The 25,381-nt window shown below is 42.9% G+C and carries 17 protein-coding genes; 15 read left to right on the top strand and 2 right to left on the bottom strand.

The window, feature by feature from the left end; translation table 11 throughout:
* Position 1: 1 nt before the first annotated feature.
* The 11 genes from M2135_RS03080 (at position 2) to M2135_RS03030 (ending at position 15,466) form a co-directional block, all read left to right on the top strand.
* Positions 2 to 1,672 carry a hypothetical protein gene (locus tag M2135_RS03080; RefSeq protein WP_280747126.1) on the top strand — a complete coding sequence of 557 codons (1,671 nt, stop codon included), beginning with the start codon at positions 2 to 4 and terminating at the stop codon, positions 1,670 to 1,672.
* Between the two features lie 11 nt (positions 1,673 to 1,683).
* Positions 1,684 to 2,799, top strand: coding sequence for a DUF4249 domain-containing protein (locus tag M2135_RS03075; protein WP_280747125.1), 1,116 nt, complete (start codon positions 1,684 to 1,686; stop codon positions 2,797 to 2,799).
* Positions 2,800 to 2,973: 174 nt separating this feature from the next.
* The gene (locus tag M2135_RS03070) at positions 2,974 to 4,443 is read left to right on the top strand and encodes a hypothetical protein (protein ID WP_280747124.1); all 1,470 of its coding nucleotides are present in this window, start codon (positions 2,974 to 2,976) and stop codon (positions 4,441 to 4,443) included.
* Between the two features lie 136 nt (positions 4,444 to 4,579).
* Positions 4,580 to 6,034, top strand: coding sequence for a DUF6057 family protein (locus tag M2135_RS03065; RefSeq protein ID WP_280747123.1), 1,455 nt, complete (start codon positions 4,580 to 4,582; stop codon positions 6,032 to 6,034).
* A 26-nt stretch (positions 6,035 to 6,060) separates the two neighbouring features.
* Positions 6,061 to 6,327, top strand: coding sequence for a DUF6057 family protein (locus M2135_RS03060; protein WP_280747122.1), 267 nt, complete (start codon positions 6,061 to 6,063; stop codon positions 6,325 to 6,327).
* Between the two features lie 2 nt (positions 6,328 to 6,329).
* Positions 6,330 to 7,799 (top strand): hypothetical protein, encoded by a 1,470-nt coding sequence (locus tag M2135_RS03055; RefSeq protein ID WP_280747121.1) that lies wholly within the window; start codon positions 6,330 to 6,332, stop codon positions 7,797 to 7,799.
* A gap of 296 nt (positions 7,800 to 8,095) precedes the next feature.
* Entirely contained in the window at positions 8,096 to 9,358 is a 1,263-nt protein-coding gene (locus tag M2135_RS03050; RefSeq protein WP_280747120.1) for a 3-phosphoshikimate 1-carboxyvinyltransferase, read from the top strand.
* Between the two features lie 2 nt (positions 9,359 to 9,360).
* Positions 9,361 to 9,780 (top strand): phospholipase, encoded by a 420-nt coding sequence (locus tag M2135_RS03045; RefSeq protein ID WP_280747119.1) that lies wholly within the window; start codon positions 9,361 to 9,363, stop codon positions 9,778 to 9,780.
* 3 nt (positions 9,781 to 9,783) lie between these two features.
* The gene (locus M2135_RS03040) at positions 9,784 to 10,587 is read left to right on the top strand and encodes a metal ABC transporter permease (protein WP_280747118.1); all 804 of its coding nucleotides are present in this window, start codon (positions 9,784 to 9,786) and stop codon (positions 10,585 to 10,587) included.
* Between the two features lie 42 nt (positions 10,588 to 10,629).
* Entirely contained in the window at positions 10,630 to 14,178 is a 3,549-nt protein-coding gene (locus tag M2135_RS03035; protein ID WP_280747117.1) for a tetratricopeptide repeat protein, read from the top strand.
* 19 nt (positions 14,179 to 14,197) lie between these two features.
* Positions 14,198 to 15,466: a hypothetical protein gene (locus M2135_RS03030; RefSeq protein WP_280747116.1), complete on the top strand. Its 1,269-nt coding sequence runs from the start codon at positions 14,198 to 14,200 to the stop codon at positions 15,464 to 15,466.
* Positions 15,467 to 15,609: 143 nt separating this feature from the next.
* Here M2135_RS03030 and M2135_RS03025 read toward each other — a convergent pair whose 3' ends face one another.
* Positions 15,610 to 17,214 carry a hypothetical protein gene (locus tag M2135_RS03025; protein ID WP_280747115.1) on the bottom strand — a complete coding sequence of 535 codons (1,605 nt, stop codon included), beginning with the start codon at positions 17,212 to 17,214 and terminating at the stop codon, positions 15,610 to 15,612.
* A gap of 410 nt (positions 17,215 to 17,624) precedes the next feature.
* Between M2135_RS03025 and leuS the strand changes: the two genes are divergently transcribed.
* The 4 genes from leuS (at position 17,625) to M2135_RS03005 (ending at position 24,346) form a co-directional block, all read left to right on the top strand.
* Positions 17,625 to 20,465, top strand: a complete 2,841-nt coding sequence (gene leuS / locus M2135_RS03020) for a leucine--tRNA ligase (RefSeq protein ID WP_280747114.1) — start codon at positions 17,625 to 17,627, stop codon at positions 20,463 to 20,465.
* 1 nt (position 20,466) lies between these two features.
* Complete coding sequence (locus M2135_RS03015) at positions 20,467 to 21,342, top strand: YitT family protein (protein WP_280747113.1); 876 nt, start codon at positions 20,467 to 20,469, stop codon at positions 21,340 to 21,342.
* A gap of 79 nt (positions 21,343 to 21,421) precedes the next feature.
* Positions 21,422 to 22,003 (top strand): non-canonical purine NTP diphosphatase, encoded by a 582-nt coding sequence (locus M2135_RS03010; protein ID WP_280747112.1) that lies wholly within the window; start codon positions 21,422 to 21,424, stop codon positions 22,001 to 22,003.
* Positions 22,004 to 22,006: 3 nt separating this feature from the next.
* Entirely contained in the window at positions 22,007 to 24,346 is a 2,340-nt protein-coding gene (locus tag M2135_RS03005; RefSeq protein ID WP_280747111.1) for a two-component regulator propeller domain-containing protein, read from the top strand.
* A 7-nt stretch (positions 24,347 to 24,353) separates the two neighbouring features.
* Here M2135_RS03005 and nadA read toward each other — a convergent pair whose 3' ends face one another.
* The gene (gene nadA / locus M2135_RS03000; protein WP_280747110.1) at positions 24,354 to 25,346 is read right to left on the bottom strand and encodes a quinolinate synthase NadA; all 993 of its coding nucleotides are present in this window, start codon (positions 25,344 to 25,346) and stop codon (positions 24,354 to 24,356) included.
* Positions 25,347 to 25,381 lie beyond the last annotated feature (35 nt).

Here is a 25,381-nt window from a genome sequence, read left to right as displayed (position 1 = left end):
TATGAAAAAGCAATTGATCAATAAAGGGATAGCCTTCATACTGGCTATTTTACTTCAGGTGGGAAATCTATCGGCGCAAGAGATTCGTGAACGTATATACCTACAGACCGACAAGCAGCTTTATCTGGCCGGAGAACTACTCTGGATGAAACTTTACCTGACGGATGCCGAAGGGATCCCTTTAGATTTCAGTAAGGTGGGATATGTTGAGTTGGTCGATGAAACAGACCCGCATATTCAGGCAAAAGTGGAGATCAACAACGGTATCGGTGAGGGATGGATGGAATTACCACCCTCTTTATCCACCGGCTTCTACCGATTGATCGCTTATACACGGTATATGCGTAACGAAGGGGAAGCGATCTATTTTCAACGACCCATAAGTATTATCAATACATTCCGGAATGATGAAGCGTTGCAAACAGACACATTACTGTTCTCAGAAATGCCTTCTGCTTTGGAAAATACGATTACCGTTACAACCGATAGCCGCACTTTGCCTACACGCAGTCAAGGGCAACTACTCATCCAAGGTATACCTGAAAATATACACTCACTCTCGCTCTCTGTTGCAGGTAAAGACTTTGTTCTGCCTCCCAATATCATAACAATCAATCAATGGAATAAATCGTTGGCTGAATTACCTCAGAAACCGCTCCAGAATGCTTTTGCTCCCGAATACGAAGGACATATCATTCAGGGTAAGCTGGTGGATATCGATTCGCCTCAAACCCCTCCGGGATTTAAGGTACCTTCATTCCTGGGATTTGTCGGAGACCAAATCCGCCTGTACAACGGACAGGTGAATGACAATGCGGAAGTCTCTTTCTATACCAACCGGAATTCCGGCACACACGAAATTGCGACATCCACATATAACCTGATTGGTAAAAAGTACCGGGTCGATATTCAATCGCCTTTTGAAACGCATACCGAGAAGACACTTCCCCCATTTATTATGAACCCCAAATGGGAGGAACAACTCTTACAACGCAGTGTGGGACTCCAGGCTCAGTATACATTTACCCCCGATTCACGGGGGCGTATAGAGCACTCTTTTTCGCATTTTCAATGGAATATAGAGAAGTCATATCTGTTGGATGAATACACCCGGTTTACCACTATGGAAGAGGTGATTATCGAATTTATACAGGGGGTAACTATCCGGAGAAGTAACAATAAACGGTCATTGGCCGTACTGACGGACGACAAAACGGGTTATACCTCCCTGCGTTCTTTACTGGTATTAGACGGCATACCTATTTTAGATCATGATTTCATTTTTAGCTATGATCCTTTATTGCTAAAAAAGATCGATGTCTATCGAGGGAAATATGTCTTCGGGGAGGATCTTTTTGAAGGCGTCGTAGCTATGTATTCCTATAATAACGATTATCCGGGATTAAAACTGGATGAGACAACACAGTTCTTCGATTACGAAGGGACACAGGCTAAACGGCTTTTTTATGTCCCTGCACAAGCAGAAACCAAACGTATTCCGGATTTCCGTCACACATTATTATGGGAACCAAACGTAAATACCGGCGGAAACACCTCTATATCCATACCTTTCCGCACCTCAGACATTACGGGAGAGTATCAAGTCACCATAGAAGGACTGACAAAAGAGGGTAAGGTCATTCGGGGAACAGCCTATTTTGATGTGAAATAAAGAGAATAGAGATGAAAAAGAGCATTTATATAATCTGTACCGCACTTATTTGTTTGATCGGTTGTATTGAAGAATATACTCCGACTGACATCGAAGAGATCAAAGACTTACTGGTTGTTGACGGTATAATCACAAATGGAGAATCAACGTTCAAAGTATCCCAGAGTGTAGGTTTACAAGAGGAGTTGTATGAAGCCAAACTGGTTAATGACGCAGAGTTATATGTAGAGACCGAAGAGGGAGATATTTTCCCAAGTCAAAGAAGCGGGGATGGCATATACACCGTTCAAATGGGCGAACTTGATCCGGCGAAGCAATACAGATTACATATTGCTGCCAATAACGAAGTTTATAAATCAAGTTTCCTTTCACCTTTGTTTGCTCCGGCTATCGATACTATTTTTTCTGAAAAACCAGCCAAAGGGAAGCCGGTCTCGCTCTATCTCATGACACATGATTCACAGAATCAAAACAAGTACTACCGATGGTCGTTCGAAGAACACTGGGAAGTACAGGCAGAATTATTTGCAAATGCAGGTTATATAGACGATCAATTCATGATGTTTTATCTGAATACACCTTATAACACGTACTACTGCTGGGGAAAGGATCATTCAAAAAAACTGATCCTGGGGACAACGGATAAGATTTCAGAGAATATTATTTCCCGACAAAAACTAACCGAAATACAACCGACAGACGACAGATTGTCCATTTTATATTACATTTCGGTAAAACAATCCTCGTTGAGAAAAGAAGCATATGCCTTTTTCCAAAATTTACAGAAGAATGTAGAGTTGACTGGAGGGTTGTTTTCGGCTATTCCTTCTGAGATGAAAGGGAATATCTCCTGTACGACTAATCCGAATATCTATGTCGTCGGTTATATCGAAGTCTCTACAACGACGGAAAAGGAGTTGTATATTGATAAAAGTAAGAAGTATTATGAGTTAACTTATGGTTCTACTTGTTTGGATGACGACTATAGAAGATACACGCCATTACCCGGTTACTCCATATACGAATATTACAGCAGTGTCTATTTGCGAACCAAATGTGTCGATTGCCGGACAAGATATAACGCGTCAAAAAACAAACCCGATTTCTGGCCGACATCCTCACAATAACTGAATCAAACCCGATGATGATAAACAAAGAGCGAGTCAATATATAGTTTCTTAACAATTAACAACAACATAAAAGATAGTTTACTATATTTGTTATAGATAAAACAGCGTTTACTCTGTTTAGAGATTACTTGCTAATATTTGATTTTGCAATTTCGCCTTAATAATTACGTTATGAAAAAAAATATCACACTCATTGGTATATTGCTTTTTTGTGTTTTCGCTTGTTCACCACCAACGCACGATTATACCGCTTTAGGTGTCGAACCCGATATCTATCCGGACTACGCAGGAGTTACCATTCCACCGAATATTGCACCTTTGAACTTTGAGTTAAAAGATCCACATATCGAAGCCTATGTTCTCTTTTCGGTAGCCAATGACTCTTTTCGTATAAAGTCTAAAAAAGGGCAATTTCATATCCCCGCCAAAAAATGGAAGAACATTTTAAAGACAGCATCCGGAAAAACTATTGATGTTTCCCTTCGTATGAAAAACGATAAAGGCTGGGGCATTTTCAATTCGTTCAATATCACGGTAGCCAGAGAACCGATCGACCCCTATATCGCCTATCGACTGATCAAACCAGGTTATGAATTATGGCACCAGATGGGTATCTACCAACGAAATCTAGAGAACTATACGGAAAGTGCGATTATTGAAAATCGTATCACCGATAATAATTGCATGAACTGCCATTCATTCTGTATGCAAGATCCGGAACAGATGTTGCTTCATATGCGGGACAAACATGCCGGAACCATTTTCATTCAAAATGGAAAGATTGAAAAAATAAATACAAAAACAGATCAAACCATGTCGTCATTGGTTTATCCCTCCTGGCATCCTTCCGGGAAATATGTTGCTTTCTCTGTCAATCTGACGAATCAGAGTTTCCACCGGAATAACAGAAACCGCATTGAAGTATATGATTCCAATTCGGATGTTGTCGTCTACGACACAGAGAATTACAAAATTATCACCAGTGAGTTGCTCTTTGATGAAAAGGCATTTGAAACCTTCCCGACTTTTTCACCGGATGGAAAAACACTTTATTTCTGCTCAGCCGATGCCCAGCCGATGCCACAGACGTATAACGAATTAAGATACAGTCTCTGTTCGATCTCTTTCGACCCGGCAACTTCTACATTCGGAACACAGGTGGATACATTATATAACACACGTACACAAGGCGGAAGCGTATCCATACCACGTGTGTCTCCTGATGGAAACTATTTATTATATACCCTTGGTGATTATGGCAACTTTATGATCTGGCATAAAGAGGCCGATCTTCATATGATTAATCTACGCACTGGCGAACATTATCCGTTGAATAAAGCAAATAGTCAGGATGTAGATAGCTATCACTCCTGGAGCAGCAACAGCCGTTGGGTCGTATTTAGTAGCCGCCGGGGTGACGGACTTTATACCCGCCCCTATTTTGCCTATATCGATGATGCGGGGCAAGCGGCCAAGCCGTTTTTATTACCACAAAAAGACTCGGAATACTATGATCGTTGTATGGAGTCGTACAATGTACCTGAATTTATTACAGGAAAAGTCAAACAACAGGCTCGGAAAATATCTTTAGTGGCACGCGATTCGGGTAATGATATTACCTTTGCCGGTAAAAATTTTTAGATTATTCCATTATATGACATTATGTATAATGAGTTCTATGATTGCAAAAAAAAGTTATTAAGCATAAAAAGCCATTGAAAAACAAATTGTTTTGCTACTTTTAGTCGCGAAATAAGTTGTGTTACTCCTTTAGTCCATGAAAAGATATAAACAATTACTCTTAGGGGTATTGTTGTTTGTGATGTTGATTTTCTTTTTACAAACGACTAACGCCTTTCATTTTTATTACATCGAACAATTTCAGCTTTTCTTATTCTCCTGGGAATATATTGTTGATCAATTGGCCTATCCGGGTGGACTAGCGCTCTCTATCGGTGAATTTTGTGTGCAATTCTTCGTGCAACCTTATGTTGGAGCAATCATTACTGCAACATTATTAGCCCTGGTAGGATTACTGACCCATAGGCTCTTAAAGAGAATAACCGCTATGGAGTTGTTCGCATTCTATCTGCTCCCTCCTTTAGCGTTATTACTTATCCATTTCAATTTCAATTATCTGTATCAGGGAACAATCGCTTATATCCTGTTCCTGTTGTTTTTGAACGGATATGTTCGTATTTCAAATTTTTATTACCGGTTGCCGATCGGATTATTCGCTATTCCATTACTCTTTTGGGCAGCAGGTCCTATTGCCGGATTATTTACCTTATGCCTGATTTTATGGGAGATCTTACAACGGACATCCCGTGGGTATTTAAGTCTTTTATTTGCCATAACATATTTGGTTCTTGTTTATATCTGCTATCAACAGGCGATCGTTCGCGATTATTCATTCGCCTTTTTACCGGATGCCTATTTTCACCCGACCATTACTCCTCCGACTGTCATTTATTATTCCTGGATCTGTCTGCCACTGATCATTGGTGCCGCTTTCCTTTCCCGGAAATATGATCTGAAATCGGACAAAACAAAGTTGTTCAGTTTTATTGCTCAATTGGTGGTGGTTGCCGGACTCTGCTTCTGGCTCATTCCCCAATATGAAGACAAGGAATCGAAAACATTAAAAGAACTCGATTACTATGCCCATCAGCAAGATTGGGACAAAATCATCTCTATCAGCAACGGCTCAATGAACAACTATCTTTATCTGGGTTACCTGAATATGGCTCTGGCAGAAAAAAAAGAACTGGGTGATCGTATGTTCTTTTTCGACCAGCATGGTATGGAAGGGTTGGTTCGCACCTGGGACCGAACCATTGTCACCTCCAACCTGTTGAGCCATGTCTATTTCACGTTGGGAGAAGTGGCATTAGCACAACAAATGGCCTTTGAAGCAAATGAGATAGTCGTCGGTTTTGGAAATCCACACAACCTGAAGCGACTGATACAAACCAACCTGATTTACGGCGAATATCTGGTCGCTGAAAAATACATCCGGCTACTGGAACAGACTTTCGGATACCGGGATTGGGCAAAAGAACATCGCCGGTTTCTGAATAATGATACGGCCGTGGAGGCTGATCCTCTATTCGGCTCCAAACGAAAAATGTTACCTGCCAAAACCACATTGACCGGACTGGAAAGCGTACCCAGCCTTTTACAATCCCGGGTGGACGAAGGTCTTTACGACAATCAATTTTCCAACAGTTAGGCGCAGTCTTCCTGTTGCATAAAAACATGGCCGCTTTCCGCCAAATGATTGAGACCTATTATGGCACCGATGCATTGTCCACACTGCCTTACAGTTTTCAGGAAGCTGTCATTTTACTGGAAGACCGTAATCCGGATTATTGGAAACGATTTAATGTTTCTCAAACCGTTATAGACCGTTTTACAGGATATGGCCGGATTGTGATGCAAAACAGAAACAACGCGCAACAGCTGCCCGAGTTATTAAAACCGGGTTATGGCAATTCTTATTGGTATTATTATATATATAAATAGCGATGAATAGGGTGTTTTTTCTTCTCATAGTATCACTTTGGGGGTGTTTGTCATGTTCGCAATCCATCCCCGACAGCCGTCCGGTGGATAAAGAACCGGAGATATTCCCTCCTTACACGGAAGTAACGATTCCACCGAATATTTCTCCATTAAACTTCGAATTAAAATCCACGCATGATGAAGCCTATGCTGTTTTTACCGCAAACAATGAAACCCTTCAGGTAAAAGCAAAAAAAGGGCAGTTCCATATTCCACCAAAAAGCTGGGAAAAACTACTGCTTGCGGCTACCGGGCAATCGATTGATATAACCATCTATGCCAAAGAGAATGACTGGATCAGATATAACGCTTTTCAGATGCATGTCGCCAAAGAACCGATCGACTCCCATCTGGCTTATCGCCTGATCGAGCCGGGCTACGAGTTGTGGTACCGCATGGGACTCTATCAGCGCAATTTGGAAAGTTATCAGGAAAGTGCGATCATAGAAAACCGAATCAGTGACAACAACTGTATGAACTGTCACTCCTTCCGTATGCAGGAGCCCCACAATATGGTCTTTCATATGCGTGGAGAGTCGGCCGGAACCATGTTGATCAAGGATAATAAAATTGAGAAACTGAACACCAGAACCGAACAGACAATGTCGGCACTCGTTTTCCCCGCCTGGCACCCTTCAGGCCGCTACATCGCTTTTTCCGTCAATGAAAATTTTCAGAGTTTTCATCGGAAAAACAAGAACCGGATAGAGGTATACGACTCCAATTCAGATATCGTGATCTATGATACCGAAACGCATGAACTGTTTACCACAGAAGCGTTGTTTGCCGAAGGCGCCTACGAGACCTGTCCCGCTTTTTCTCCGGATGGTAAAACCCTCTATTACAACTCGGCCAAAGCACGTCAAATGCCCGATGAATTCGATGAATTAAAGTACAGTCTATGTGCCATATCCTTCGATGCCGACACGCGCAGCTTCGGGCATGAGGTGGATACACTCTACAATGCGGAGATCGGCGGATTAAGCGCCTCTTTCCCGCGTGTTTCACCCAATGGGAAATACCTCTTGTACGCCCTGTCCGACCACGGTTATTTTTTAATCTGGCATAAAGATGCCGATTTACATATGATCAACTTAGAGACCGGCGAACACTATCCGTTAGAGGCAGCCAACAGTGACGATACAGAGAGTTATCACTCCTGGAGCAGCAACAGCCATTGGATTGTCTTCAGCAGTCGCTGCATCGACGGCCTTTACACCCGTCCGCACTTTGCGTATATCGACAAAAACGGGCAGGCAGCAAAGCCATTTCTGTTGCCTCAAAAAGATACGAAATATTACGATCGCTTCATGAAATCGTACAACATCCCCGAATTTATCACCGGAAAAGTTGAGACACGAAGCCGGGAACTGGCCTCAACAGCACAAAACGAACCAGGCATGAACATCACTTTTGCCGGAAAAGATTTTTAATGCGTTCCATATTCATTTGGAAAGAAAATCAGAAAGATCCAATGCCTTTTTTTATACCTATGGAACACTTTTTTGTTAGAGGTACGTCTAAACCAATTTAGAGGTACGTGTAAATCATTTTAGAGGTACCTCTAAACGAATTTAGACGTACCTCTAACAGAAAACAGACGTACCTGTAACAAAAAACAGATCTGGAAGCTGCAGAAAAACAGACCGCATGGTGTTGTTTTTTCTACCAGATGAAGTTCTAAAAACATCTTTTCTTTCATATATAATCCGTACTTTTGTAGTCCGATATGAAAAAAGAGTCTTCCATATACAGGATCAAAAGGCCGGACACAGCGATCCGAACAGCCATACAGCTTCCCTCCTCCAAAAGTATCAGCAACAGGGTTTTGATTTTGAATGCGTTAAGCTATAGTCCCTACCCTATTCAACGCCTTTCGGACAGCGACGATACAACGGTACTCGAACGGGCACTCCGTTCCAATGATTGTCATTTCGACATTGGTGCTGCCGGAACATCCATGCGCTTCCTGACGGCCTTTCTGGCTAAAATTGTCGGCGAATGGACGATTACAGGCACAACGCGCATGAAGAACCGCCCTATCGGAACATTGGTAGATGCGCTCAATCAACTCGGAGCACGCATCGAATACATCGAAAAAGAGGGATTTCCTCCACTCCGTATATTCGGTAGCGCCTTACATGGTGGAGAGATCACCTTATCGGGCGGAATAAGTTCGCAATACATCTCCGCCTTGTTAATGATCGCACCTTATATGGAAAAAGGGCTGGTGATTCACCTAGAAGGGAATATCATCTCCCGACCATATATCCACCAGACTTTAATATTGATGACTCAATTCGGCGTTCAATCGGTTTGGAACGACCGGACGATCCGTATCGCACCGCAAACATACCAGCCGATCCCGTTCACCGTAGAAGCCGATTGGAGTAGTGCTTCCTACTGGTATGCCATCATGGCTTTATCTAAACAGGCAGATATGGAGTTGTCGGGTCTTTTCAAAAACAGTCTGCAGGGAGATGCAAAAGTAGCCCGTTTGTTCGAACAGTTAGGCGTAGCTACGACATACACCAAACAAGGGATTCGACTGAAACATAACGGGATGAGTTGCAAGAAATTTGTTTATCATTTTATCGATGAACCCGATCTGGCTCAGACATTTGCCGTAACCTGTGCCTTGTTAAACATACCTTTCCGGTTTTCCGGTTTGCAGTCATTAAAAATCAAGGAGACCGACCGTGTTGAAGCATTAAAAAACGAATTGAAGAAATTAGGATATATTTTAAAAGACAGTCAGGGTAGTATCCTTGAATGGGACGGGGAACGCTGCGAGGCTGACTCCAATCCGGTCATCGCCACATACGAAGATCACCGGATGGCCATGGCCTTTGCCCCGATTGCATTGGTTCGTCCCGAAGGGATACGTATTGAACACCCTGAAGTAGTCACTAAAAGTTACCCTGCCTTCTGGGATGACTTGAAATCAATAGGATTTCAGATCATCCCAGAAGCAATGGACAATGACAATTAATTATGTGGTATATTGTTTTAGGATTAATCATTTTAGGTTGCATTGCTGCTGTAACGGGATATTTCCGCAACAAGCGATTACAACAACTGCTCGAACAAGGTAAAATATCAGAGATCCCCGAAGCTCAGGAGATCCCGGATGAGTGTTGTGGAGAGCATGCCACCTGCGAACGCGACAGTCTTCTGGCTGCCGTCAGCCGGGATATCGAATATTACGATGATGAAGAGTTAGATCGGTTTCAGGGTGTTGAAGCCAATGCCTATCAAGAAGAAGAGGTGAGCGAATTTCGGGAAGTGCTCTATACGTTGCAGGAGATAGAGGTAGCCGGATGGCTGCGTAGCCTTCAATTACGGGCGATTCATCTGCCGGATGCCTTAAAAGACGAAGCATTCCTCATCGTAGGAGAAAGACGCATACATTAAACGATGGATATTCTGCATTATACATTTTTCCAGCATGCACTGATCGGTAGTCTACTGACAGCGATTACCTGCGGGATAGTAGGAACTTACATTGTCGCCCGTCGACTGGTATTCATCAGCGGAGGAATAACCCATGCCTCCTTTGGCGGGTTGGGATTGGGCTTTTATCTCGGCACAAACCCGATCGTGATGGCACTCCTCTTCTCGATATTATCGGCTTTTGGCGTAGAATGGGTAAGCAAAACCCAACAAGTACGCGAAGATTCGGCCATTGCCGGTGTATGGTCTTTAGGGATGGCATTGGGTGTTATCTTTATCTTTCTTACACCCGGTTATGCCCCTAACCTAAATGCGTATCTGTTTGGCAATATATTAACCATTACAACGACCGATCTGGTCTGGATCAGCGCATTAGCTGGTGTACTCATTCTGTTATTTTCCTGTTTTATCCGCGAAATCACCTATGTCGCTTTTGATCGTGATTTTGCCATTACGCAAAACCTGCCCGTGAGGATTATCGAATATGTAATGATGACGCTTATTGCCGTGACCATTGTTCTTTCCATTCGTCTGGTAGGCATCATGCTATTAATGAGTTTACTCACTCTTCCACAGATTACAGTCAACATTTTTACTTCCAATTTCAGAAAGATAATCTGGGGCAGTATCATCGTCGGTTTTCTGGGATGTATAGCCGGATTAATTCTATCTTATCTTTTCAATGTACCTTCCGGTGCATTTATCATTCTTGTATTGGTCGTTTTCTTTTTGTCTGCCAAAGCAATAAAAGGATTGTTTCACCGTTAAGTATGTCGTATTGTAGTCGCGGTTTCTGACTACTGATTAAGAATGAGAAAAGGCTTTTTTTATATATTCACTCTTTTGGTCATTAGCTTGCTTTGGTCGTGTAGTACGAAAAAAAACACGAAAGCAAGTCGTTTTTACCATGCCTTTAATACCCGATACAACATCTATTACAATGGAAAAACAGCCTATGATGAGTCGTTAGACGGTATGCTGACCAACCATAAAGAAAATTATTCCGAACTGATCCATATGCATCCGATCAGTGCCCAACCGAAAGATAAATCAACCCCCGGAGGACCTTTCGACCGAACCATCGAAAAAAGCAATAAAGCGATCAAACTTCACTCCATCCATACCAAACCACCCAAAAAGCCCGGATGGAGAAATGATCCTAAACAGGTCGCACTTCAAACGCAGGAAGAGTACAATCCGTTTTTGAAGAACAGCTGGCTGATCATGGGGAAAGCACAATTCTACAATGCCGATTTCCTACAAGCTTCAGCAACCTTTTCGTATATCGCCCGGCATTACGCACAGGATCCGGAAGTTGTTGCCGAAGCGAAACTATGGCAAGCCCGGTCGTATGCTGAACTGGGATGGCTTTATGACACGGAAGATATTCTGGAAAAGATGAATACCAATGGTATTCCGAATAAATCTCAACGGGAATATGCGACATTTTATGCCGATTATCTCATTAAAGAGGGTAAATATGGAGAAGCGATTCCGTATCTGCAGACAGCCATCAAAAAAGAGAAAAAGAAACTGCAGCGTACCCGGATGAAATACCTGTTGGGGCAACTCTATACCGATCAGGGAGAAGAGCGTATGGCCTATAAAATGTTTGGTGAAGTGTTCCGTGCCAATCCGCCTTATGAGTTGGAATTTGCAGCGCGAATCCGCCAAACGGAAGTTTTTTCCGATAACGATTTCCCTAAGGTTGTCAAAATGCTTGAAAAGATGGCCAAGAGTGACAAGAATAAAGAGTTGCTCGATCAGGTCTATTATGCATTGGGAAATATATACCTCAACAGACAGGATACAGCGAATGCAATAGCGAATTACGAGTTGGGCGTCGAAAAAAGCACACGTGACGGCATCGAAAAGGCGATTCTGCAAATCAAACTGGGCGACCTTTATTTCGGAATGCGTGAATATGTCAAGGCGCAACCCTGTTTTAGCGGAGCATTAGCCGGTATCCAGAAAGAGCATAAAGATTACAAACGGGTCGCCAAACTATCCGAAGTACTCGACGAATTGGTGATACATGTTGAAGCCGTTCATTTGCAGGACAGTTTACAGACCTTGGCACGGATGCCCGAAAGTGAACGATTGGCTGTGATTGATAAAATCATCGAACAGGTCATTAAAGAAGAAGAGGAAGCCAAAGCATTAGCAGAGAAAGAAGCGTATCTGGCCGAAATGGAAGGATTGGGAGGTATCGACCGACCCGGTTCAGAAATCAATGCGCCGGTCATGCCCGGAGTAGGTGGAGGTGGTGCTTTCTATTTCTATAATGCACAAACAGTAGCCCAAGGGAAAAACCAGTTCCAACGCAAATGGGGACGACGCACATTGGAAGATAACTGGCGGCGGAGAAACAAAAAAATGTCCACTTTCAATGAGTTTCCTGATGATCAGATCGCAGAGAACGAACAGGAATCGTTCGTGGAACCACTACCCAATGATAGCATCAGTGAACCACTTGAGCCGGTTGCTGCCGACGATCCTAAAACCCGTGAATACTACATCCAGCAACTCCCTTTAACACCCGAAGATATAGACGCATCCAATATCATTATAGAAGACGGACTTTTCAATATGGCGATGATTTATAAAGATAAACTGGAAGATTTGCCGCTATCGATCGAAGCCTTCGAACATCTCGAATACCGTTTTCCCGAAAACGAACATCGCTTGGAAAGTTATTACCAAATCTTCCTGATGGCGCTTCGTCTGGACAATACCGCATTGGCAACGCGTTACAAAAACAAATTAATGGCAGAATATCCCGAAAGCAATTATGCAGTTGCCGTAGCCGATCCGGATTATGCCTATAATATCCGCATGATGGATGTTGTACAAGACTCTATCTATCAAACGACTTACGATCATTATCTGGAAGGCGACACGGCTGTCGTAAGACAAAATTTCCGCCATGTCAATACTAAATACCCATTGGCTAATCTCTTACCCAAATTCATGTTCCTCGATGCTTTGAGTTATGTGCAGGCCGGCGATACAGACGGTTTTAAAGAGGCCTTAAAAACGTTATTGGAAAAATATCCGTCGGCCGATGTTTCCGAACTTGCCGGCGAAATGCTTAAAGGGGTATTACGCGGACGCGCTATTGTACAAGGGAATATCAAAGGGATGACCTGGAATATGCGTTTCGGTCTCGGGGAAGACGGCCAATTATCTGCCGCCGATTCATTACGTACTTTCACCACAGAATACAATGCACCTTACCGGATGGTATTGATCTACCCGACCGGTAGTATCGATAAAAACCAACTATTATTTGCTGTGGCCGCTTATAACTTTGCCAATTTTATGGTCAAAGAATTCGATTTGATCCAACAAGAGTCAGGCCCTGTAAGTATGTTGATTATAACTGGATTCAATAGTTTCGAGGAAATCGCTCATTACTACAAAATGATTTACGGATCAGACGGTTATGCCACTGCACTAACCCGTGATGTCACCGTGTTGCCGATCTCTGATAATAACTTTGAAACATTGATGAGAGGTAAGACATTGGATGAATATATCACCTTCTTTGAAGAGGCTTTCGGTGCCGATGCCGAAGAGATGGTTGCCCGATGGATTGCACGCCGCGATGCCGATATGCAAGAAATGGAAGAGGCACAACAAAAAGAAGAAACTCCAGAACCTCCACAAGAAGTTCAACCGTTGATTGAAGAAGAGAAAGAGGAAGAGATTCCTGTTATTCCGGAAGAGATACCCGAACCCGTTGAAGAAGAGAAACAACAACAGGAAGAGGTCTTATTACCGGAAATACCTCTTGAAGAAATGATTATTCCTGATACAATCATCGTACAGGAATCTCCGGAAGAGAAGCAGCAAGTGGTCAGGCCGCCTGTTAATGAAAAAGAACTTACGCTTAAAGATATAGAAGAGATCCGTCGTCGGGAGGCTGAAGAAAAAATAGCTCGCGAAGAAGAAGAACGTCTGATTCGTGAAGCCAAAGAAAAAGAAGCGTTAGAGTTGAAAGAACAACAAACGCGTGAACGGGAGGCACAACGGAAACTGCAGGAAGAAGAGGAAGCTGCTCTTTTAAAAGCAAAACAAGAGCGTGAAAAACTGCAGGAGCGTGAACGTAAAGAGAAACTGAAACAAGCCGAAGCCGAACGTAAGGCAAAAGAGAAAGCACGCAAACAACTCCAGAGAGAGAAAGAAAAAGAATACAAAGCGAAACAAAGACAGCAAGAAAAAGAGCGAAATGCGAAACTGAAACAGGCCGAAGCCGACCGACGGGCGAAAGAGAAAGCACGCCAAGAGGAACTGAGAGCCAAGGAAAAAGCACGTAAGGAAGCGTTAAAGGCTAGGGATACCAGCAGAAAACGATAAGGTAAATTCAGAAAGAGCCATGAGAAATAAGGTCATACTGTTTTATTGTTTATTTTGGACGTGTTCTATTACCGGACAACAACAAGAACACGTTTCCGATACGATTGATCGACCTTCTCAAGAACAACTCCTACGCTTTCAGGAAACGGTAAAAAGAATTCAAAAGATCAAAATCTCCGGGTATATCCAGACTCAGATACAATGGGGAGAACCCAATGCAACACTCCGGGTGGGTAGTTCTAATGTAAACCTGGATAAATCATTTAACCGGATCGGTATTCGCCGGGGACGTATCAAACTGGCGTATGAAGAAAAAATCGCTTCCGCCGTCTTTCAACTCGATCTGACGGAAAAAGGAGTTGGCATAAAAGATGCCTATCTGAATATCAAAGACCCGTGGGTTGGTTCCATTCAATTAAAAGGAGGTCTATTCGACCGTCCGTTCGGAAATGAGATCAGCTACTCCTCTTCCCGCCGGGAAGTTCCCGAACGATCGACCATCTTTCAGACCCTGTTCCCGGATGAGCGCGACCTGGGTGTTATGCTTCAATTACAACCGGTTCAGACCTCTCCGTTCCACTTCCTAAAACTGGAAGCCGGATTATTTGCAGGAAACGGTATCAAACCGGAAACAGACAACCGAAAAGATTTTATCGGACATTTATCCGGGAATAAAGATATTGGTGACTATTTCAGTCTTGGAGGAGGTATCTCCTACTATTATGGAGGAGTCTTTCAAGGTACGGAACATATCTATACGATACATGGGAAAAGCTTTATCGTTGATAACAACTTGGAGCATATCGGAAAATTTGCCAAACGGGAATATTTCGGGGTCGATCTCCAGGCGAGTCTAACTACCGTTTTAGGAACGTCCCAACTCAGAGCCGAATACCTGTTCGGTCAACAACCCGGTAACGAGTTTAGTCATAAAAGTCCGAATCAATCATCACTTTTCGCTACCGACACCTATATTCGTAATTTCTGCGGTGGATACGTCCTTTTTGTTCAAGATTTGGGCAAACTCCCCCTCTCCGCCCTCTTCAAGTATGATTGGTTTGACCCCAACACCCAAGTAAGTCGCGATGAAATCGGACTAAATCGTACTACAGCTGTCGATTTATCTAAAAACACCTTTGGTTTCGGTCTACTTTGGAAAGCGACCGATTATCTCCGCCTACAAGCGTATTATGAGATCAACAATAACGAAAAGACCATTCATCTCACCGATTATACCGAAAACAGAAAAGACAATGTGTTCACACTGCGGCTGCAATACAAATTCTAAAAACGAAAATCCGAAAGGTGATTACTTCAAAACTTTGACCAACCATAAAACATTTAGCCCGGAGCAACTAATGTCTACTCCGGGCTCAACTGAAACGTCCTTTCCGGACGATTTACTTTCTTTGTCGGTTATTACACCGTACTCTATTTACAAATCACTTTCCGTTCCCAACCCGAACTACCTTTTACGATCAGGATATTTTGAGCCGGTAATGTGATTGAGCAACTGTACGTTCCTTGTTCTTTTGTTGCAGTATGGATCTTTTGTCCTGAAAGAGTGTATATGTCGATCTGCTCTGCATAATCACTATAAACGGTCAACACATTTTCAAAAACATACGTATTCACCGAATTATTTACGATCTCTTTATTCTTATCCGTACCCTGGCGTTCTACCTCAATTGTAACCGGGAGGCTCTCTTCCGAAATGGTCGAACCGTCGCCGACGGTCAGGTCGACCGCTTTCAACTGCGCCTGATAATCACCTTTGGCCAACATTTCATCCACAACATAAGCGATATCCATAATCTTCAGAAGGGTATTAGCCGATTCCGAACGAAGGCCTTTTGTCTCTATTTCGATCAGCCATTTATTCCCCTCTTGCGAAGTGACAAACAGGTCGAAACCTTCAGCCAATGCGTCTGTCAATTTTGTCTCGCGCTCATCCAAAGTGATCCCTTCGGGGAATTCTACGATAAATGAACCGGTAAGATTGGCCTCTGTCGGCAAGGTGAAACTCAAACCAAAACGACCTTTATTCGATTCATCTACCGAAACGGCAGGTTGGACTTCTACAGCCTGCTTGAGATCATTCGGATAATAAACGGTATATGTTGAGAAATGAGGTGCGTTGTTTTCGCTATCCGAAATAAACAGTTGATAAGCAGCGATACTTTCGTCCTGATTATACCGATAAGCGTATTTCGCGATACTATTCACCACCCATTGATCGGCTTCATTATGATTCAAATTCTTCCTGTAAATGATATTTCCGTTGGCATCAAACGCCTGGGTTGTTTTGTTTGTCTCCCGCCAATACGGTTCTTCCGCATCTAATTGATAGTGATATTCCAAGGTGAACGTGTTATTACCGACTTCATCATACGCATATTCCCCTTTAAAGATCGTGTAACTCGAACCATTCTTCCATTCACAACCTCCTTCTTTCCAAGTATTGGATTCCGGATCCCAGACATACCCTACCGACAAATATTTTTGACCCTGTTCATTGTACGTATTGACCATTTTCATCAATGCCTGTTCAGTACTATACGAACCGATATAATAATAATCGATCACTTTCTGCGCCTCATATTCATACACCACCTTTGTCTCTTGGCTCCACGCTGCATCACTCCAGGTATAGTTCGATCGGGCAATCACTCTGTTCTGCTCATCATACTCATTTTCATATTTGCTATAAGGCGCCCAATTCTCTCCTTCACTATTCCAACGGTAAGTCAGCTGCTCCAACAAACATTTATTGTTGTCATAAATGTTTACGACCTTTTCCGAACGACTCCCATCCGCATTAAACACCATCGAACTATCCGGAGCAGACTGTACCGATCGCAGAAAATTATTCGAGAGCGGTTCCGAATAGGTCACCACCTTTTTCCCGGCCTGATCATTGCCATTCTCCACCACTAATGCGACAGAATGCATCAACTCCTGCCCTACTACTCCCATTGTCGCAGACATCCATCCCAATACGAACAGGCCTGCAATTCGTCTGAATTTCACGTTCATAAGCTATTTCGTTAAATTTGATTATTCCATAGTTGCCATTCTTAAAATGACAAATGTATAGCTACAAACTTACATAAAAATCCAGTAAGTCAAATATCTAAATCTTAATTTTCATCGTTTCGACCGTTTCATCCGGAGATGCTCGCGGTTTTCTCTTTTGTGCTGAACAGAAAAATCGATCGATAATTATCAAATGATCGTTTGACAATTGTCGAATGATTGTTTCACAATTGTGGAATGATCATTTGACAGTTGTCAAACGAATTTACCATGCTGTTTTTTCATGACAAACAATCGAATGGTTTTATAAAGCGCTCTTATCTTATTCCCAAAAACATCAACCGAGCAAATAATTCACTAACTTTGTGGCTCTAAAATGATAACGTTACACACTTAAAGAGTGATTAGCAATGGAATACGATTTCAGAGAGATTGAGAAAAGATGGCAACAGGACTGGAAAGCCAACGGTGTTTATAAAGTCAAAGAAGAGTCGGGTAAACCCAAATATTACGTATTGGATATGTTTCCTTATCCCTCCGGAGCCGGACTACATGTCGGGCACCCACTCGGCTATATCGCCTCTGATATTTATTCCCGTTACAAACGTTTGCAAGGCTTCAATGTATTGCATCCAATGGGATATGATGCTTACGGACTTCCCGCCGAGCAATATGCCATACAGACCGGTCAGCATCCGGCCATAACGACGGACAAAAATATTGAACGCTATCGGGAACAATTAGATAAGATCGGGTTCAGTTTCGACTGGAGCCGTGAAGTCCGGACATCGGAACCGGATTATTATCATTGGACACAATGGGCTTTTATCAAGATGTTCAATAGTTACTATTGCTATGATTCACAGCAGGCTCGTCCGATTGAAGAGTTAATCGATGCTTTTGAACAAGTCGGATCAGCCCCCTTACGTGTTGCCTGTGGTTGTGAATTATCTTTTACGGCCGACGAATGGAAAGCGAAAAACGAAAAAGAGAAACAAGAAATATTACTCAACTACCGCCTGGCTTATCTGGGCGATACCATGGTTAACTGGTGCTCTGCTTTAGGTACGGTATTGGCCAACGACGAAGTGGTCAATGGGGTCTCTGAACGTGGCGGTCATCCAGTTGAACAGAAAATGATGCGCCAATGGTGCTTGCGAGTATCGGCTTACGCACAGCGTTTACTAGATGGTCTGGATACGATCGACTGGACAGACTCTTTGAAAGACACCCAGCGTAATTGGATCGGACGGAGTGAAGGGGCAGAGATTGTATTTCACCTCTCCCCCCCACAGGAGGGCTCCTTTACCATCTTTACCACCCGTGCCGACACCATTTTCGGAGCAACTTTTATGGTTTTGGCTCCTGAAAGTGAATTAGTCGACCTGTTAACTACAGCGGATCAAAAAGCGGCCGTTGAAGCCTATAAAACGGCTACAAAGAAAAAAACCGAACGCGAACGTATTGCTGATCGTAAAGTAACTGGGGTATTCTCCGGCGCTTATGCGAAGAATCCGATAACAAACGATGATATTCCGATTTGGATCAGCGATTATGTATTGGCCGGATACGGAACAGGCGCCATTATGGCTGTTCCGGCACACGACAGTCGCGACTACGCGTTTGCCAAACATTTTAATTTGCCAATCATTCCGTTGATCGAAGGGTGTGATGTCTCCGAAGAAAGTTTTGACGCCAAAGAAGGACGCATGATGAACTCTCCTCAAAAAGGGAAAGAGAGAGAAGGCGGTCTCGATTTGAACGGCCTGGAAGTTCAAGAGGCTATCGCTAAGACCAAAAGCTATATTGAAGAGAAAGGATTAGGACGTGTCAAAGTCAATTTCCGTTTGCGCGATGCAATTTTCAGTCGTCAGCGTTATTGGGGTGAACCATTCCCGGTCTATTATGATGCGGATGGTCTGCCGCAGATGTTACCACTGGATAAACTGCCGTTGAAATTGCCGGATGTCGATAAATTCCTTCCGACAGCAACCGGTGAGCCTCCATTGGGAAATGCGACTAAATGGGCATGGGATACCGTAAAAGGTGAAGTGGCTGAAAACTCAAAAATAGATCACAAAACGATCTTCCCGCTTGAGTTGAACACCATGCCGGGGTTTGCCGGTTCTTCGGCTTATTATATCCGGTATGAGGATCCGCATAACGATCAGGCATTGGTGGATAAAAATATCAATGCATACTGGCGGAATGTCGACCTTTATCTGGGAGGAACCGAGCATGCAACAGGGCATTTGATCTATAGCCGTTTCTGGAATAAGTTCTTATTTGACCTGGGAGTTATCCATGATGACGAACCGTTTAAGAAACTGATTAACCAGGGCATGATACAGGGACGTTCCAACTTTGTCTATCGCATAAACGGAACGAATAAGTTTGTATCCCTAAATCTGAAAGAGGATTACGAGGTGACTCCGCTTCATGTGGATGTCAATATTGTCAATAACGATATCCTGGACATTGAAGCGTTTCGCAACTGGATTCCGGAGTACAAAACAGCCGATTTTGTCCTGGAAGACGGAAAATATATCTGCGGATGGACAGTCGAAAAAATGTCGAAATCATACCACAATGTAGTCAATCCCGATCTGATTGCCGATAAATACGGTGCCGACACATTACGTTTATACGAAATGTTCCTTGGTCCATTGGAACAGTCCAAACCTTGGGATACGAACGGTATTGACGGTGTATTCCGTTTTCTGAAAAAGGTCTGGGGATTATTCTATGACCGGGCAGGTCACTATCAGGTGACAAAAGAAACCCCTACGGCAGAGGAACTCAAAGTATTACATAAACTGATCAAAAAGGCAACTTGGGATATTGAACATTTTTCATTCAATACCTCTGTCAGTGCATTTATGATTTGTCTGAATGAGTTGACTGCTCTGAAATGTTATAAACACGACATTCTGGAACAATTATTGATCGTCTTAGCGCCATTTGCACCTCATATCTGTGAGGAGTTATGGCATACACTGGGACATCAGACAACGATCTGTGATGCCCAATGGCCACAACACAACGAAGAGTATCTGAAAGAAAATAGTGTTGTTTACGCCGTCTCTTTCAACGGTAAAGCCCGTTATAATCTGGAACTTCCGGCTGATATGAAGAAAGAAGATGTTGAACAGGCTGTACTCGGCCATGAGAATTCCGCGAAATGGATGGAAGGCAAAACACCTAAAAAGGTGATTGTCGTTCCCGGTAAAATTGTCAACATTGTGATTTAAGATGGTAACCAAACAGATTCGAAAAGGATACGTCTATATTCAGGATTATGTGATCATCTTCTTCGGAACCCTTTTATACGGGTTTGGATTTAACGGATTTATCCTTTCCAATGAGATTGTGATCGGTGGAGTGAGCGGGGTGAGCGCATTAATCTTTTACGCCACCAACATTCCGGTATCGATCTCTTATTTTGTAATCAATGCCTTTTTATTGGCCTTTGCGTTTAAAATATTGGGATATAAATTCCTGATAAAAACGATCTTCGGTGTCATCTCTTTATCCGCTTCGCTTTCGTTCTTTGAATGGTTGTTTGGGGGCGTCCCGCTTATTCAGGGGGAGATCTTCATGTCGATCATTATCGGAGGTGCCATTTGCGGTACAGGACTGGGATTGATCTTTGCGGCGAATGGGAGTACCGGTGGAACCGATATTCTTGCGGCAATTATCAACAAATATAAGAACGTATCGATCGGTACCGGATTGTTGATGTTCGACTTTGTGATTATCGCCTCCTCCTACATTCTTTTTCAGGATATCGATAAGATCGTATATGGTTTTGTAGAAATGGGTGTCAACAATTACGTGCTCGACCGGATCATCAATGCCAACCGCCAGTCGGTTCAATTTCTTATTTTCTCACAGAAATATGATGAGATCACCGAACGGATTCTAAAAGATCTGGGACGGGGCTGTACCTTGCTCGACGGCGTAGGCGGATACTCTCAGAAGCCGACCAAAGTGGTCGTTCTCTTAGCCAAGAAATCTGAATCGCTCACTATTTTCCGGTTGATCAAAGAGGTCGATCCACAGGCTTTTATTTCGCAAAGTATTGTGCGTGGAGTATACGGTGAAGGCTTTGATCAAATAAAGACATAAAGGAAATTATCAAACAATTAAAAGCACTTTTCTACGTTATATAGATCGTACAAAAGTGCTTTTTTATTATACAACAGATATGAAACTGGTTTTTGCAACGAATAATATACACAAATTAGAAGAGGTAAAACAGATCACACCGTCTGCTATCTCATTGGTCTCTTTATCCGAAATCAATTGTTATGATGAAATTCCTGAAACAGCCGAAACACTGGAAGGGAATGCCCTACAGAAGGCAGAATACATCAAGGAGCGGTTCGGATTGGATTGTTTCGCCGATGATACCGGATTAGAAGTAGAGGCGTTAGACAATGCACCGGGAGTTTATTCAGCCCGTTATGCCGGTCCGGAGCACAGTGCGGAAGCGAATATGCTTAAATTATTGGAAAACCTGAAAGGTGAGACTAATCGCAAAGCCAGGTTTCGCACGGTCATTGCCCTCTTGATCAACGGAGAACAACATCTGTTTGAAGGAGTCATAAACGGTCGTATCATAGCCGACAAACGCGGGAATACCGGTTTCGGATATGACCCTATCTTTGTACCCGACGGGTATGAACAGACTTTTGCCGAACTGGGTAGTGATATTAAAAATCAGATTAGCCACCGTGCATTGGCCGTTCGTAAGTTGGCCGCATTTTTATCCACTATATCCGAATAAATGATGAAAAAATTGATCTATCCCATCTTATTTTTAATCACCTCGCTACCGAGTCTCTCTGCTCAGGGGGTGGGCACATGGCAAACGTATTTACCGTATCACACCACCACCAAAGTCGCCGAAGGGAACAATTATGTTTTTGCTGTAGCCGACGGATCGTTATACAGCGTCAGTAAAGATGCAAGTAAAACGATTCAGACTTACTCTAAAATAGATGGACTAAGCGATACACAAATTACGCAGTTAGGGTACAATGCGGAGGTCGACAAATTAATCGTGTGTTATTCGAATGGAAATATCGACCTGATGAGTGAGCGAATATATAATATTCCGGCCTTGATGAATAACACGAACATACAGGATAAGACTATTAATAATCTCTATTTCCACAATGAATTTGCTTATCTCGCGGCAGAGTTTGGGGTGATCTGTGTGGATATGAAAAAAGAGGAAATAGCAGAGACGTATCGTTTAAACAACGCAGTCTATGCTGTTTGTCTGAATAAAGATATGATCTATGCTGCAACCGACAAAGGAGTATTGCGTGGAAATTTAAAGGATAATCTGGTTGATATTGGTAATTGGAATACTGAAGTATTCGGTCTGTCCGATAATAACGAAAAAGAGATTCATCAAATCTGTCTGTTTCAGGATATGCTTTTTTTCTTTGTAAAAGAGAATGGGATCTACTACCGTCAAGCAAACGGTTCGATGAAAACGCTTCGTACAGGGAAAGAGTTGAAAGGAATGACCGTTCAAAACGGACAATTGATCGCCTATACCAACACTGCAGCTTATATCTATACTTCGGTTGAAGATTATGACAAGGTGAGCACAGGAACAATTCATGATATCGCCTCACTCAAAGAACAGGATACCTACTGGATTGCCGCTGGAGAAGACGGATTAAAAGGGATCAAAAAGAGTGGGAATAATTATGAAATTATCCTCTCCGACATAACCATAAACAGCCCTAAACGTGAATATGCTGCTTTTTTGAAATTCCACAAAGAGAAACTAATGGTAGCTGGTGGAGACCGGTGGCTTTCACCCAGTAATTACCCCGGCACACTTATGGTGTATGAGGATAATAAATGGTATAATTTTGATGAAAAATTAATTGAACAACAAAGTGGAACAAAATTCAGAGATGTGACCAGCGTCGCTGTAGACCCACAGAATGAGAATCGTTATTTCGCATCAACCTGGCGGTATGGGATCTTTGAATTCGAAAAGAATGAGTTTGTCCGAATGTACGATCATACCAATACGAATGGCGGACTAACCTCCCAAAGCAGTAAAGAAACCAATGTGCGCATGGATGGCCTCTGTTTCGACAAAAACAATAACCTTTGGATGACCAATAGCGAGGTTAACGACCCGATCCGGATTCTTAAATCCGATGGAAAATGGGCCAAGATCTCTTCGGTCGGCAACAGTGATTATGCCCGGTTAAATGCGGAATATATTATCGACAAGATACTGATCACCCGTAATAATCATAAATGGGTCAACCTGCTTCGTACAGATGAAAACAGAAATAACGGTGTATTGATTTTTGACGACAATGGCACTATTGAGGATACATCAGACGATTATACCCGTTTTGTCTCTAAATTCAATATGATGTCTAACGGGCAACAACAAAGTGTAGACGCCTCATTTTATTACTGTATCACAGAGGATAAAAATGGTGTGGTCTGGATCGGAACGAATGTGGGTCCGCTGATTTGTGAAAACCCCGCCAATGCGTTGCTTGCAGACAGGAATTTGTTAGTTAGAAGAATTATCCGCACGGGAGAAGACGGACTGCCTTATTATTTTCTGGACAGTGAAAATGTGAAAGCAATAGCTGTTGATGGAAGTAACCGGAAATGGCTGGGAACAGAAACCGCCGGTGTGATTGTTTTGTCGGAAGACGGTTCTGAGATTATCGAAGAATTTACAACCGCCAACTCCGGCTTGATCTCAAACAACATAAAAAGTATTGCGATCAATGACGCGACAGGCGAAGTCTTTATCGGAACAGACAAAGGTATTGTGTCGTATATGAGTGGAGCAACTACCGGAAGCGAAAGTTATTCGGAGGTATATGCTTACCCTAATCCTGTACGACCAGAATACGATCAAGTGACTATCACCGGACTGATGGCCGATTCGAATATAAAAATTACGGATATCAGCGGGAACATTATCATCCAAGGCAAATCATTGGGCGGACAATATACCTGGAATTGCAGGAATAAACGGGGTGACCGTGTGGCTACGGGTATTTATCTGGTATTGGCACATACACCGGAAGCCGGTGAAAGCGTCGTTACCAAAGTGATGGTGATCAAATAAATCGGAATTAAAGCCCCAACTGCTCAGAGATATCCAGCATACGCAGGATCGGTTTAACTGCTTTTTGCTGTACCTCTTCATCCACATGGATTTCCGGCAGTTCATACTTCAGGCAGTTATATAACTTTTCCATTGTATTCAGTCGCATGTAAATACATTCGTTGCATGCACAAGTACTGTCATTGGGAGGTGCAGGGATAAATTCTTTCTCCGGATTCTTTTTACGCATCTCATGAATGACTCCACTCTCCGTCGCTACAATAAACTGCTTCTGAGCCGATTGAGTCGTATAACGAATTAATGCCGCCGTAGATCCTACAAAATCAGAGACTTCAATAATAGGTTGTTTGCATTCGGGATGCGTAATGATTTCCGCATCAGGATAAATGGCTTTCAAGGCAAGGATTTTTTCCAGTGAGAATTTCTCATGCACATGGCAAGCCCCATCCCATAAAAGCATATTCCTTCCTGTTATACTATTGATATAGTTGCCTAAATTCCGATCCGGGCCGAAGATCATTTTTGTTTCAGGAGGAAAACTATCCACGATTTGCTTGGCATTTGTCGAAGTCACAACAACATCGGTAACAGCCTTAACTGCAGCTGTTGTATTCACATAGGAGATAACGGTATAACCCGGATGTGCATTCACAAATTTTGTAAACTCAGGAGCCGGACAGCTATCCGCCAGAGAGCATCCTGCATTGAGATCTGGGACTAAGACTTTCTTATCGGGACAAAGAATTTTGGCCGTCTCTCCCATAAAATGAACCCCACATAAAACGATGATATCGGCAGTGGTCTTGGCCGCCCATTGCGCCAAAGCAAGACTATCCCCGACAAAATCGGCGATATCCTGAATATCACCCGTCTGATAATAATGAGCCAATATAAGGGCGTTCTTCTCTTTACGCAGTTGGTCAATGGCCTGTTTCAGATCAAGCCCTTGAGGTATAGGTCTATCTATATAACCGATAGATTGATTTGCTCCTGTATGCATAATATGATTTGTACAATGAGTGAATAAGTGAATTG

It is taken from the genome of Parabacteroides sp. PF5-9, assembly GCF_029893105.1.
GTDB lineage: Bacteria > Bacteroidota > Bacteroidia > Bacteroidales > Tannerellaceae > JARXWG01.
The sequence above is the reverse complement of the archived record's forward strand: the minus strand, read 5'-3'. Positions and strand labels throughout refer to the sequence as shown.

Excerpts from the sequence above, each read along its gene's own strand:
- M2135_RS03080 (WP_280747126.1), top strand. The coding sequence starts at position 2 with ATGAAAAAGCAATTGATCAATAAAGGGATAGCCTTCATACTGGCTATT.
- M2135_RS03075 (WP_280747125.1), top strand. The coding sequence starts at position 1,684 with ATGAAAAAGAGCATTTATATAATCTGTACCGCACTTATTTGTTTGATC.
- M2135_RS03070 (WP_280747124.1), top strand. The coding sequence starts at position 2,974 with ATGAAAAAAAATATCACACTCATTGGTATATTGCTTTTTTGTGTTTTC.
- M2135_RS03065 (WP_280747123.1), top strand. The coding sequence starts at position 4,580 with ATGAAAAGATATAAACAATTACTCTTAGGGGTATTGTTGTTTGTGATG.
- M2135_RS03060 (WP_280747122.1), top strand. The coding sequence starts at position 6,061 with ATGGCCGCTTTCCGCCAAATGATTGAGACCTATTATGGCACCGATGCA.
- M2135_RS03055 (WP_280747121.1), top strand. The coding sequence starts at position 6,330 with ATGAATAGGGTGTTTTTTCTTCTCATAGTATCACTTTGGGGGTGTTTG.
- M2135_RS03050 (WP_280747120.1), top strand. The coding sequence starts at position 8,096 with ATGAAAAAAGAGTCTTCCATATACAGGATCAAAAGGCCGGACACAGCG.
- M2135_RS03045 (WP_280747119.1), top strand. The coding sequence starts at position 9,361 with ATGTGGTATATTGTTTTAGGATTAATCATTTTAGGTTGCATTGCTGCT.
- M2135_RS03040 (WP_280747118.1), top strand. The coding sequence starts at position 9,784 with ATGGATATTCTGCATTATACATTTTTCCAGCATGCACTGATCGGTAGT.
- M2135_RS03035 (WP_280747117.1), top strand. The coding sequence starts at position 10,630 with ATGAGAAAAGGCTTTTTTTATATATTCACTCTTTTGGTCATTAGCTTG.
- M2135_RS03030 (WP_280747116.1), top strand. The coding sequence starts at position 14,198 with ATGAGAAATAAGGTCATACTGTTTTATTGTTTATTTTGGACGTGTTCT.
- M2135_RS03025 (WP_280747115.1), bottom strand. The coding sequence starts at position 17,214 with ATGAACGTGAAATTCAGACGAATTGCAGGCCTGTTCGTATTGGGATGG.
- leuS (WP_280747114.1), top strand. The coding sequence starts at position 17,625 with ATGGAATACGATTTCAGAGAGATTGAGAAAAGATGGCAACAGGACTGG.
- M2135_RS03015 (WP_280747113.1), top strand. The coding sequence starts at position 20,467 with ATGGTAACCAAACAGATTCGAAAAGGATACGTCTATATTCAGGATTAT.
- M2135_RS03010 (WP_280747112.1), top strand. The coding sequence starts at position 21,422 with ATGAAACTGGTTTTTGCAACGAATAATATACACAAATTAGAAGAGGTA.
- M2135_RS03005 (WP_280747111.1), top strand. The coding sequence starts at position 22,007 with ATGAAAAAATTGATCTATCCCATCTTATTTTTAATCACCTCGCTACCG.
- nadA (WP_280747110.1), bottom strand. The coding sequence starts at position 25,346 with ATGCATACAGGAGCAAATCAATCTATCGGTTATATAGATAGACCTATA.